Below are 13069 nucleotides of genomic sequence, written 5' to 3'. Positions count from 1 at the left end.
ATGAATGCACGAAAATTTTATAGTGGAAACCAAGCTCTACATTTAGCTGGAGGTCGAATGCGGAAATTCCTCTATTGAATGAAAACGCCCCTGTTTTCAAGTTTTCGAGAGAAAACTAAAGAGCTCGCCTAAATCCCGCATGCCGCAATGATCGGCTGCCGGCACCTCACCACCCCTGTTGATGATTTTCATCGTCAAGGAAGTCACTCGCACCAGAAGGGATTCAACTCATGCTGCCACATCGCTCGCCGCTGTACATCCTGACAGTTTTGTCGATCTCCGTTTCATCCGCTTTCGCGCAAACCGTTCCGGATGCGGGTTCGCTATTGCAGCAAATTGAAAAAGGGCGCTTGCCGCCGCCGTCAAGCAAGCAGGTGCCGCTTCTGGCGGCACCGCCGCAGCCCATGAAAGAATTGTCGGGAATGTCGGTCACGGTATCGCGGTTTCAATTCGCCGGCAATACCTTGCTTACGGAAGCGCAACTGGCGCCTGCCGTGGCGCGCTACCTGAACCGGCCACTCTCGTTCAATGACCTTCAAAACGCCGCCGCAGCAGTGGCCGAAACCTACCGCAAGGCCGGCTGGATCGTGCGCGTCTATCTGCCACTGCAGGAGATCAAGGACGGTGTCGTGACGCTGCAGGTCGTCGAAGCGGTGTTTGGACAAGTGCGCATGGAAGGCACGCCGCCGACCCGCTTGCCATTCGACAGGCTGGTGCCGATCGTGGGTGCCGCCCAGCCACATGGCGCCGCGCTGAAAGCGGAGGCGATGGACCGCGCCCTGCTGTTGCTGGACGACATGCCTGGCATCAGCACGGCCGGCAGCCTGGCACCCGGGGAGCAGGCCAATGAAGTCGACCTGGTCTTGAAGATAGAGGATGAAAAACGCATCAACGGGCAGGTCGGCGTCGACAATGCCAGCGCCCGTTCCACCGGCAGCGCGCGCCTGACAGCCGACCTGTACATCAATAGTCCCCTGCGCCTTGGCGACCAGGCGGTCGTCAATCTGATGCATACGGAAGGCAGCGATTATGCCCGCCTGGCCTACACTGTGCCGCTGGGGGCGGCCGGATGGCGGGTCGGCGCCAACGCGTCGCACCTGCGCTACCGCCTGGTGGACGATGCACTGGCCGCGCTTGACGCATCCGGGACGTCGACCACGAGCGGGCTCGAAGCGAGCTACCCGTTGATCCGCGCGCGCCTGAAAAATCTCTATCTGGCCCTCAATTACGACAACAAGCGCTTCGACAATCGTGCGGTGGCGAGCACGATCACCCATTACAAGATCGACACCTTGACTGTCGGCCTGAGCGGCAATGTGCTGGATCAATATGGTGGCGGCGGCAGCAACAGCGCCAGCCTCGCGCTGGTACACGGCAATGTCGACCTTGACGGCTCGCCCAACGCCAGGGCCGACGCCATGACCACGCGCACAGGCGGCAGTTTCACCAAACTGCGCTATGCCGTCAGCCGCCAGCAGGTACTCACCGAGACGCTGGCCGTGTACGCCGCGTTCTCGGGCCAGACTGCAGGAAAGAACCTCGATTCGGCCGAGAAATTCTATCTCGGCGGCGCGTATGGCGTGCGCGCCTATCCGTCCAACGAAGGCGGTGGCTCGGAAGGGCAGCTGTTCAATCTGGAGTTGCGCGCGCGCCTGCCCAACAACGTGAACGTCACCGGCTTCTACGACTGGGGCCACGTGAAGGTCAACCACGACAATGCTTTTCCCGGCGCGCCGGCGCTGGGCAGCTATAGCCTCAAGGGCGCGGGACTGTCCGTCGGCTGGCTGGCCAGCTTCGGCCTGAACCTCAAAGCGACCTGGGCCAGGCGCATTGGTGACAATCCGAACCCGACACTGGCGGGAACGGACCAGGATGGTTCATTCAGAAAGAATCGCTTTTGGCTCCAGGCCTCGATGCCGTTTTAGCTTTCGCCGCATGCCCCCCCATTTCGTTTTCCTCTGCTTTGAAGGAGTACCACCATGCACGCGTCCATGAACCGTATTTACCGATTGATCTGGAGCGAGATTCTTGGCGCCTGGGTCGCCGTGGCGGAAAACGCCAGAGGCAAAGGTAAGCGCAGCGGCCGCACCTTGCTCGCTCCGGCGTTCGCGGCGCTCGGTCTTGGCGCCAGCATGGGCGCCTTCGCGGCGCCGCCCGCGCCGACCGCGCTGCCTGCCGGCGCGACAGTCGTTGGCGGCCAGGTCGTGATCACCCGGAATGGCGCGGCGATGAACATCCAGCAGAGCACGGCGCGCGCGGCAATCGATTGGCAGACGTTCAATCTCGGCGCCAAGGCCAGCGTCAATTTCGCCCAGCCTTCGGCCAGCGCCGTCACCTTGAACCGGGTTCTCGATGCGCAACCGAGCCAGATTTTCGGTCGCATCACCTCGAACGGCCAGGTGTTCCTGAGCAACCCGAATGGCGTCTATTTCAGTCCCTCCGCGTCGGTCAATGTGGGCGGGCTGGTGGCCACCACCCACAATATGTCGAGCGCCGATTTCATGGCGGGCGTGAACACGTTTTCACGCGGGGGCGCGACGGGCAGCGTCATCAATGAGGGCAGCCTGCACGCGACGCTCGGCGGCTATATCGCCTTGCTGGCGCCGGAAGTGCGCAACAACGGCCTGATCATGGCCCACGCCGGTACCGTGGCGTTGGCATCGGGCGAACAGATCAAGCTGCAGTTCGGCGACAGCAATACCCTGGCCGGCGTGATCGTCACGCCATCCGCGATCGCCGCCCTGGTCGAGAACCGGCAAGCGGTGCTGGCTCCCGGCGGCACGATTATCATGTCGGCCCAGGCGGCCAATCGCCTGATGGGGGGCGTGATCAACAACAGCGGCGCGCTGGAGGCAAACGGCTTGACGAATGATGGCGGGCGCATCATGCTGGCCGCGTCTGACCAGATCAGTGCCGGCGGCACCATCAGCGCTAACGCGGCTGCCGGCAGCGCGGGGCGGGGTGGCACGGTGACCTTGATCGCGGACCTCGCCAATGCGGCCAGCCGGACCGATGTCAGCGGCAGCTTCAGTGCGCGCGGCGGCGACAGCGGCGGCGACGGCGGCTTCATCGAAACCTCCGCCAGCCACCTGACCATCCGCGACGCCACCCGCGTCGACGCGCGCGCCGCGCACGGCAAGTCGGGGCGGTGGCTGCTCGATCCGGACGGCTTTACGATTGCCGCCAGCGGCGGTGATATCAGCGGCGCGACCCTGAGCAGCAACCTGGCTACCGCCGATGTTGCCATTGCCAGCACCAACGGCGGCGGCAGCGACGGCAATGTCACCGTCAATGATGCCGTCACCTGGAGCGCCAACAAGCTGACCCTGACCGCCACCAATGACGTCAATATCAATGCGGTGATGACGGCGAGCGGCACGGCCAGCCTCGATCTCGAGCCGACGGCAGGCAAGGTCAACACGTCATTCGGCGCCGGCAACACCTTCAAAGGCAAAGTCAATTTCGCCGGCAGCGGTACGTTGACGATCAAGAATCAGGTCTATACAGTCATCAACAGCCTGGGCGCCGACCGCAACGATATGACGCCGGGCACCTTGCAGGGCGTGCAAGCAAGTCAGAACGCCTTCTACGCGCTGGGCAGCGACATCGACGCCACGTCGACTGCCTCCTGGAATGCCGGTGGCGCCATCGGCATGCAGCAGTTTTCAATCTCATGGGGCGCATTCGACGGTCTCGGTCACGTCATCGTCGCGCCAACCATCAACAACCAGTCATCCTTGTTCGCCAGCCTGTATGGCGACAATACGGTTCAGCTGCGCAATCTTGGCATCGTCGGCGGTACTGTCAACGGAGCCCAGTACGCGTCCGGCATGGTGGGCCGGAGCTGGGGCAGCATTAGCAATAGTTTCTCGACCATGAACGTGACCGGATTCAATAATACCGGTGGCCTGGTCGGCGAAAGCCAGGCCGGGATCATCACCAACAGCTATGCCGGCGGCAACATTTCCGGCACCACGAACGTGGGTGGATTGGTCGGGAGAATGTTCGGCGGACAAACGACAAACAGCTACGCCAGCGGGAATGTCACGGGCACCACGGCATTCATTGGCGGGCTGGCCGGCATCAACTATTTCGGCACCATCAGCAGCAGCTACGCCAGCGGCAACGTCACGGGCAACCAGACCGTCGGCGGCCTGGTTGGCCTGAACCAGGCGGCGGGCGGGACGGGCAGCAATATTATCAATACCTACGCCACGGGCGCGGTCAACGGCAACACCAATGTCGGCGGCCTGGTGGGAGAGAACGGGTCGAACATCAGCAACAGCTATGCCGTCGGCGCCGTGACTATCAATAATGGCAACACCAGTGTGGGCGGCCTGGTCGGCACGCTGTCGGTCGATGGCGGAAACTCGCCGTCCGTCATTAGCAATAGCTTCTGGGATACCCAGACCAGCGGCCAGGCGGCCAGCCCTGGCGGCACGGGCAAGACCAGCGCCGAAATGAAAAGCATGGGCACCTTCACCGGCGCCGGCTGGAATTTTTCTTCGGCGCCCGTGTGGCAAATCAAGGCCAGCGTCAACAACGGTTACCCTTGCCTGACCGCATTCGCCAACTGCCCGGTTTCCAAGCCGCTGAGCGTGCATGTCAACAGCAGCCAGAGCAGCAACATCTACGGCGACCTCGTCGGTACCTTTACTTATAGCCTGTTCAATGGCGCGACACTGCTGGATGCGAATGGCATGGCCGCCCTTGGATTGAACGTCAGCGGCAGCGCCTTGTTTGGCGGCGCGCCCAGCGTCGGATCGAATGCGGGGAATTATCAAATTATCTACAGCTCGGGCCTGGTGCTGGGCGGCGCCAACGCGGGCGACTACGCCTTCCTCCCCGACGCTGGCCTGAGCTATACGGTGCTGAAACGGCCGCTGGGCCTGGTCGCCACGCGTGCTTACAACGGCTGCACCGTGATGTCCAACAACGTGATGCAAGCCAGCAATCTGGTCGGTTCAGATTGCACTGCCGGCCTGAGCGCATGCGGCTTGACCGGCAGTGCCTCGGTCGCGAGCAAGAATGTCAGTGCGGGAGCCCAGGCGCTTGCGCTGGGGGGCCTGACCTTGAGCGGCAGCAGCGCGATCAATACCAATTACACGCTCACGGGTGCCAGCGGCACAGGCACCATCACGCCGCGCTCACTGGCCGTCTTTGCCAGCGGGACCAATCGCAGCTACAACGGCGGCACGAACGATATTGCCAACCTGATCCCGGACGACAGCGTCGTGTTCGGTGACGCGCTGACGTATTCTTATACGTCGGCCAACTTTCTCGACAAGAACGTCGGCAATGGCAAGACCGTCAACGTCACCGGCATCAGCATCGGCGGCCTCGATGCCGGCAACTATAGCGTGGCCAGTACGAGCGCCGTCACGACAGCCAACATCACCAGGCGCGCGCTCGACGTGTTCGCCAGCGGTACCAACCGCGTGTATAACGGCGGCACCGGCGATGCCGTGACTTTGATACCGGACGATAGCGTCGTGTCCGCAGATCAGCTGACCTATTCTTACGGCGCCGCCAACTTCCTGGATAAAAATGTCGGCACCGGCAAGACCGTCAACGTGACGGGAATCAGCCTGAGCGGCGCCGACGCCGACAACTACGCCATCGGCAGCACGAGCGCAACGACGCAGGCGAATATCACGGCGCGGCCGTTGTCCGTCTTTGCCAATGCCAACAACCGTGTTTACAATGGCGCCACCACCGCGGTAGCCACCCTGACTCCCGATGACAGCGTGGTCGGCGGCGATGTACTCAGCTATTCCTACGGCGCCGCCAATTTCCTGGACAAGAACGTGGGCAATGGCAAAACGGTCAATGTGAGCGGGATCAGCATTGGCGGTGGCGATGCGGGCAATTACATACTCACGAGTAGCCTGGCGACGGCGTATGCCAACATCACGCCGCGCTCCCTGGCGGTGTTCGCCAGCGGCAGCAATCGCGTGTATGACGGCAGCACTGTGGATGCGGCGGTGCTGACGCCGGACGACAGCGTCGTGTTGGGTGACGCGCTGACGTATTCGTATACGTCGGCCAACTTTCTCGACAAGAACGTCGGCAATGGCAAGACCGTCAACGTCACCGGCATCAGCATCGGCGGCCTGGATGCCGGCAACTATAGCGTGGCCAGTACGAGCGCCACCACGACAGCCAACATCACCAGGCGCGCGCTCGACGTGTTCGCCAGCGGTACCAACCGCGTGTATAACGGCGGCACCGGCGATGCCGTGACCTTGATGCCGGACGATAGCGTCGTGTCCGCAGATCAGCTGACCTATTCTTACGGCGCCGCCAACTTCCTGGATAAAAATGTCGGCACCGGCAAGACCGTCAACGTGACGGGAATCAGCCTGGGCGGCGCCGACGCCGGCAACTACGCCATCGGCAGCACGAGCGCAACGACGCAGGCGAATATCACGGCGCGGCCGCTGAGCGTGTTCGCCAATGCCAGCAACCGTGTGTACAACGGGGGCACCGCCGCGCTGGCGACCCTGATTCCCGATGACAGCGTAGTCGGCGGCGACATTCTCAGCTACGCTTACACCGCCGCCAATTTCCTCGACAAGAACGTGGGCGTTGGCAAAACGGTCAATGTTACCGGCATCAGTCTGGGCGGCGCGGACGCGGGCAATTACAGTCTCGACAGCTCCACGGCGACGGCGTATGCCAACATCACGCCGCGTTCCCTGGCGGTGTTCGCCAGCGGCAGCAATCGCGTGTATGACGGCAGCAGCGTGGATGTGGTGCTTGTGACGCCGGATGACAGAGTCGTCACGGGTGACGTGCTGAGCTTTAGCTATGCATCGGCCAATTTCCTGGACAAGAATGTCGGCATCGGCAAAACGGTCAATGTGAGCGGCATCAGCATCGGCGGTAGCGACGGCGGGAATTATGCTCTGGAAAATACCACGGCCCTTACCCATGCCGATATTACGCCGCGCATGCTCAACGTCAGTGCCAGCGGCGTCAATCGCGTGTATGACGGCAGCCGCAATGCGACGGTCGCCCTGGCCGATGACCGGGTTGCCGGCGACGCGCTGAGCGTCACTGACGAAGCGGCGACATTTTCCGACAAGAACGTCGGCACAGCAAAGGCTGTCGGCGTGACGGGCATCCAGGTCGCCGGTACCGATGCGGCCAACTATGAGTACAACACCTCGGCCGCGACCACGGCCGACATCACGGTGCGGACCTTGACGGTTAGCGCTAGCGGCGTAAACCGTATCTACGACGGCAGCACTGGCAGCAGCGCGATACTGGCGGACAACCGGGTGGAGGGGGATCTGCTGACGCTGACCGGCAATGCCAGTTTCGCGGACAAGAACGCCGGCGTGGGCAAGATGGTGAGCGTCAGCAATATCTCGGCCAGTGGCGCCGATGCCGCTAACTATGTCTTGGGCGCGGGGCTCACCACCACCACGGCCAATATCACACCGCGCGCGCTCACCGTGGGCGCCACGGGGATCGATCGGCAGTTCGATGGTACGACCGCCGCGCTGGTCGTGCTTGCGGACAACCGCATTGCCGGCGATGCGCTGACGCTCGCCGATGCCGGGGCAAGCTTCGCCAATGCCGATGTCGGGAGCGACAAACCGGTCACGGTAACGGGGATCAATATCGCGGGTAGCGATGCCGCCAACTACAGCTTGCAAAACAGCAGCGCCAGCACCAGCGCCAGCATCCTGGCCGCAGGCGTCGAGCCTACCCGGGTGCCGCAACTGCCGGTCACCGTGCCTGTCGTTCCGGCACCGACCACGGTGGCATCGCCTTTGGCGCTGACGCTGCAAGTACCCGTTGCGGGTGGCCGTATCGTCGACGGCCAGCGCAATAGCGCTATCACGGTGTCGCTGGTGCGACCGTCGTCGGATGGCCAGCCGGGCATGGTGAGCGTGTCGATTCCCAAAGATATGGTGAGCAAGGGTGACGGTTTCAGCTTTGCTTTGCCGGCGCCGTTGACCGCAGCCCTGTCAGACACGCGCGCATCGGTGCGCATCAGCAGAACCGATGACACGCCTTTGCCGGCATGGTTGCGCTACGTTGCGCAGACGCACAGTTTCGACGTCTCGGCCGCGCCTGCCGGCGCACTGCCGTTCGAGGTGAAAATCATGGTCAATGGGAAACGGTGGATCCTGGTCCTGGCGGAGGGAGCGGATAAATAGCGCCTGAACGCGGCTGGCTGGCTCAGGTTTTCCGCTCAGGACTGGTCCCACACCTCGACCGTCAATACCTGCCCAGGCTGACAAGCGGCGATGCGCTCTTGGTGCAGCGTGATGCTGCCGGGCCAGCCGGCGGGGCGGTCTTCCTGGAAAACGCCTTCCTGCGCCTCGGCGATGCCGGTGAACAGGAGGGGCGTCAGATCGGATGCCAGCGCCGTGTAGCGGTTTGGAAAGCCGTTGCAGGTCAGCTGGGTCGCCTTGCCTTGCTGGCACCGTTGCGTGATCCAGCCCAGGCCGCCCAAGCCCGCTTCCCAGGTGGCCAGGATGGCGTCTTTATTGACCTTGGCCAGGTCGGCCATCTGTTCCGGTGTTTCTGTCGAGATAATAGTCCACCAGCCTGCCATGCGTGAATTCCTTGATAAAAGTTAGCCAGCTTATTTGGTCATGGCGCGGCGCAGCACATAGCTGAGCGCATCGACGGCGGCCACCATCAGCAGCATGGCGATGATGACGGTGGCGGCGGCCTGCATCTGGAATAGCGACAGATGGTATTTCAGCATCTGCCCCAGGCCGCCCGCACCCACTACGCCGAGGATGGCGGCGGCGCGGATATTGTTTTCCCAGCGGTACAACGTGTAGGACATCATTTGCGGGCTGCACTGCGGCAAGGTGGCGTACAGGAAAGCCACGGCGGGGTGCGCGCCATTGATGCGCAAGGTGGCGGCAGGCAAGGGCGGGCAATTCTCGAAGGCATCGGCAAACAATCGGCCCAGCACGCCCACCGTATGCAGCGCCAGCGCCAGGGTGCCCGCAAACGGACCCAGGCCGGCGGCGATCAGCAAAATCGAGGCCCACACCAGCTCGGGAATCGAGCGCAGCACGTTCAGGATTGCGCGTGTGGCATTGCGCGCCAAGGTGCCAAAACGGCCGCTGGCGGGCAGGGCCAGCAGCGCACCCAGGAGAGCGGCAATCAGCGTGCCGATGGCCGACATGGCCAGCGTCTCGAAGGTGGCCACGCCGACTCGCATGAGGAAGGGGCTGGCCAGTTCCGGCGGCGCGAAGCCGTGCAGGAAATCGGCGCTGGTGCGCACGGCGTCGGCACTGAAGAACTCGCCCCATTTCAAGGGCAGGGTGGCAAAGCTGGCGATGACCAGCAGCAATAAACCAGCTAGCAAGGCCCAGGTCGACCAACGCACCGGGGCAGGCATGGGCAGCAAAGTTGATTCTTGCTTCATGCCAGCCTCCTGCGCAGCATGGCCGAGACCGCATCGGCGCCCGCCACCAGCAGCACGAAGACCATCAGCATGGTGGCCAGCTCATTGCCTGCCATCATTTTCATCGATTCATCCATGCGCTGGCCCAAACCGCCCGCGCCTACAAAACCCATGACGACGGAGCCGCGGATCGCGCATTCCCAGCGGTAAATCGTGTACGACACCAGTTCGGCAGCCGATTCGGGCAGGGCGCCATACAGCAAGGCTTTCAAGCGGCCGCTGCCATTGTGGAGCAGGGCGTTGCAGGCGGCAGCGTCCGATGATTCGAGGATTTCCGCATACACCTTGCCCAGCATGCCGCAATACGTGAGGGCGATGGCGATCACACCCGCCGTCGGTCCCAGGCCGACTATGCGCACCAGCAATAATGCCCAGACCAGTTCCGGCACGCTGCGCAGCAGCACCAGCACGGCACGCACGGCGTGGCGCACGGCGGCGGCCAGGGGCGACACTGTGCCGCTGCCGATGCGCGAAATCGACAGTCGCTCCGTCACCAGCAGGGTCAGGGGAATGGCGCCCAGCATGGCCAGCGCCATGCCGGCCGTGGCCATGGCGATGGTTTCCCAGCTGGAAATTACCACCAGTTGCAGGAATTCCAGCGAGTGAGCGGGTGGCACGAAGCTGGCAAGGAATTGCCAGGTGGCGGCCAGGCTTTGCGCATCGAATAAAATCCACGGCTTGAATTCGGCTTGCACCAGCATCGGCCACAGCACGAGCAGCACGATGGCAGCGATGGTCAGGCGGCCGCGCCAGGCGGGATCACGCGGCATGGCGGCATCGGCACTCTTCAACAAAGGGGCCTCGCGGCGTCCAGGTTCATTTCCACGGCCTCGAATTGCGGCGCCGGATCGGCCTTGTTGCGGTACAGTTGCTCTATCATGGCGTCGCTGACCTCGGCGCCAGGCAAGTCGAAGACGATCTTGCCATCGCGCAAGGCGACGATGCGCGTAAAGCAGGCGCGGGCGATTTCCACCTGGTGCAGGCTGCAGATCAGGGTGGCGTTGCGCGCTGTGGCTTCGGCCTGCAGCACATTGATCGTCTGCAAAGCGAGTGTGGGGTCGAGCGCGGACAGCGGTTCGTCGACGAGGAACAATTCCGCATTCGACACCAGCGCACGGGCCATGCCGCAGCGCTGGCGTTCGCCGCCGGACAGGCGGTCGACCCTGGCATACAATTTGTCTTGCAGCTTGAATTTGCCCAGGGCTTCCCACGCGGCGCGCGGGTCGACGGGCGCCAGCAGCGAACGGATGGCCGTCCACAAACTCCATTGCGGCAAGCGGCCCGCCAGCACGGCGTTGACGACCCGCTGGCGCGGCGGCAGCGGCGGCGTTTGCGGCGCCAGGAACAGGCGCGCGCGCAAGGCGTGGCGCCCGGTGCTGCCGATCCGCCACGGAGAAGTGCCAAGGATGCTCAAGGTGCCGGACTCGGGGCGCAGCGCGCAGGCCAGCGTGTGCAGCAAGCTGGTCTTGCCGGCGCCGGAAGGGCCGATCACGGCGATTTGTTCACCTTGGGCCACGTTCAGGTCGAGGTCGCGCAGGGCCAGCGCATTGCTGGCGGCGCCCGCGTGGTGGACGCTGACCTTGTGAAGTTGAAATGTCATGCGAGAATGGGGAATGTGCTGGCCAGCGTGCCGCCGGCCAGCGGATTGGTTGGCTTTACTTCAGCAAACCGGCATCGCGCGCGGCCGCTTCGATATCCTTGTAGTTCTCGGCCTTGGTCGGGATGAATCTGGTGGCGCGTTGCAGCTCGAGGATTTCCTTGCCTTCCGGCGTGGCAGGATCCAGCGCCAGGAAAGCGTCTATCAGCTTCTTGCGCACGACGGGATTCATGTCGGCGCGCACGCTCCAGTTGTAATCGTAGTAGCCGGGCGTCGTGTAGAACACGCGTACCTTGCTTGGATCGACCTTTTTCGCTTCGAGCAGTTTTTCCCACACGGAAATGTTCAGGGTGCCCGCATCGACTTTGCCGCCGGCCACGGCCGCCACAGTGGCGTCATGCGCGCCGGAAAACGCGATGCGCTTCATGTCCGTGTCCGGGTTGATCTTGGCGGCCAGCAAGTAGTAGCGCGGCATCAAATGGCCGGACGTCGACGATTCCGAACCGAAGGTGAAATTCTTGCCTTTCAGGTCGGATAGCTGATTGATGTCCTTGCTGGTGGTCACGAACACGGAACGGAATTTCGTGTCTTCTTCGCGCTGCACCAGGGGCACGATCTTGCCGCCGCTGCGCACGTTGGCTTGCACGAAAGTAAAACCGCCGAACCAGACCATGTCGAGCTTGTTATTGATCAAGCCTTCCACGGAGGCGGCGTAATCGGTGACGGGCGTAAATTCCACCTTCATGCCCAGCTTTTTCTCCAGGTAACTGCCCAGCGGCTTGAACTTGCGCTGCAATTCCGTCGGCGCTTCGTCGGGGATGGCGGATACGCGCAACACTTGCTGCGCCTGCGCCAGGCCGCTGTGGATGGCCAGGGTGGCGGCGACGGTGGCCAGGATGGCGGGGAACTTGTTCAATGAGTTGGAGAACGTGGTCATGGGACTACCTTTAAAAAAATTGTTCATTAATATACGGAAACCCCGGTACTGCCATCCTGCATCTCGCCGATGACGACGGCGTCGCCAAAGCCTTCGGCACGGAAAATCGCCAGCACTTGCTCGACGGCTTCCGGCGCGCAAGCCACCAGCAGGGGGCCGGCCGTCTGCGGGTCCGTCAAGATCGCCTTGTCGATGGCGCTCAGGCTCTCGTCCAGCGCCACTTGCGCGCCGTAACCTTGCCAGTTGCGGCCGGAGGCGCCCGTGATGTTGCCGTTCTGCGCCAGTTGCTGCACTTGCGGCAGCAGCGGCACGGCACCCATGGCGATGCGCGCCTGCAACTTGGCGCCGCGCGCCAGTTCCAGGGTGTGACCCAGCAAGCCGAAGCCCGTCACATCCGTCAGCGCATGCACGCCGTCCAGCAGGGCCAGTTTCTTGCCCGGGGTATTCAATTTGGTGGTGTTATCGATCAGCGAAGCGTAGCCAGCCGCGTCCAGCGCATTTTTCTTCAGCGCGGCCGACAAGATGCCGACTCCGATAGGCTTACCCAATACCAGTTTATCGCCGGCGCGCGCGCCAGCGTTGCGCTTCACCTGCGAGGGGTGGACCAGGCCCAGCACGACCAAGCCGTAGATTGGCTCGACGGAATCGATGGTGTGGCCGCCCGCGATGGGGATGCCGGCCTGGGCGCAGATGGTTTCGCCGCCCTTTAATATGAGGCCGATGGTTTCCACCGGCAGCTTGTTGATCGGCATGCCCACCAGTGCCAGGGCCATGATGGGCGTGCCGCCCATGGCGTACACGTCGGAAATGGCGTTGGTGGCGGCGATGCGGCCAAAGTCGAACGGATCGTCAACGATGGGCATGAAGAAGTCCGTGGTGGCGATCAGCGCCTGCTCGTCGTTGAGCTGGTAGACGGCCGCGTCATCGGAGGTTTCTATGCCGACCAGCAACTCCTTCGGCAGGGGAAAGCCGCCGCTGCCTTTTAATATGTCGGCCAGCACGCCGGGCGCAATTTTGCAGCCGCAGCCGCCGCCATGGGCAAATTCGGTCAATCGGATGGGGGGTGCAACGCTATCGGACATGGTCGTCATCC

At 63.0% G+C, this 13069-nt stretch carries 8 protein-coding genes; 2 read left to right on the top strand and 6 right to left on the bottom strand.

What is annotated here, in order from left to right:
- The first annotated feature begins 230 nt into the window (after window positions 1-230).
- Window positions 231-1925 carry a ShlB/FhaC/HecB family hemolysin secretion/activation protein gene (locus ACP7DE_RS05760; protein WP_426071177.1) on the top strand — a complete coding sequence of 565 codons (1695 nt, stop codon included), beginning with the start codon at window positions 231-233 and terminating at the stop codon, window positions 1923-1925.
- Window positions 1926-1979: 54 nt separating this feature from the next.
- A complete protein-coding gene (locus tag ACP7DE_RS05755; RefSeq protein ID WP_426071176.1) occupies window positions 1980-8171 on the top strand; it encodes a YDG domain-containing protein in 6192 nt (2063 codons plus the stop codon).
- Between the two features lie 35 nt (window positions 8172-8206).
- Here ACP7DE_RS05755 and ACP7DE_RS05750 read toward each other — a convergent pair whose 3' ends face one another.
- The 6 genes from ACP7DE_RS05750 to selD are packed head-to-tail and all read right to left on the bottom strand — an operon-like array spanning window position 8207 to window position 13058.
- Complete coding sequence (locus tag ACP7DE_RS05750) at window positions 8207-8572, bottom strand: hypothetical protein (protein WP_426071175.1); 366 nt, start codon at window positions 8570-8572, stop codon at window positions 8207-8209.
- Between the two features lie 30 nt (window positions 8573-8602).
- Window positions 8603-9403, bottom strand: a complete 801-nt coding sequence (gene phnE, locus ACP7DE_RS05745; RefSeq protein ID WP_426071174.1) for a phosphonate ABC transporter, permease protein PhnE — start codon at window positions 9401-9403, stop codon at window positions 8603-8605.
- Window positions 9400-10212 carry a PhnE/PtxC family ABC transporter permease gene (locus ACP7DE_RS05740; protein WP_426071370.1) on the bottom strand — a complete coding sequence of 271 codons (813 nt, stop codon included), beginning with the start codon at window positions 10210-10212 and terminating at the stop codon, window positions 9400-9402. The genes phnE and ACP7DE_RS05740 overlap by 4 nt, the downstream gene beginning before the upstream one ends.
- Before the next feature lie 17 nt (window positions 10213-10229).
- Window positions 10230-11042: a phosphonate ABC transporter ATP-binding protein gene (locus tag ACP7DE_RS05735; RefSeq protein WP_426071173.1), complete on the bottom strand. Its 813-nt coding sequence runs from the start codon at window positions 11040-11042 to the stop codon at window positions 10230-10232.
- A gap of 55 nt (window positions 11043-11097) precedes the next feature.
- A complete protein-coding gene (locus tag ACP7DE_RS05730; protein WP_426071172.1) occupies window positions 11098-11976 on the bottom strand; it encodes a putative selenate ABC transporter substrate-binding protein in 879 nt (292 codons plus the stop codon).
- 26 nt (window positions 11977-12002) lie between these two features.
- Window positions 12003-13058 (bottom strand): selenide, water dikinase SelD, encoded by a 1056-nt coding sequence (selD, locus tag ACP7DE_RS05725; protein WP_426071171.1) that lies wholly within the window; start codon window positions 13056-13058, stop codon window positions 12003-12005.
- Window positions 13059-13069 lie beyond the last annotated feature (11 nt).

It is taken from the genome of Janthinobacterium sp. DSP2-3-3, assembly GCF_049897325.1.
Taxonomy (GTDB): Bacteria; Pseudomonadota; Gammaproteobacteria; order Burkholderiales; family Burkholderiaceae_D; genus Janthinobacterium.
Note: the sequence above shows the minus strand (reverse complement) of the source record. Positions and strands in the feature narration are given on the sequence as shown.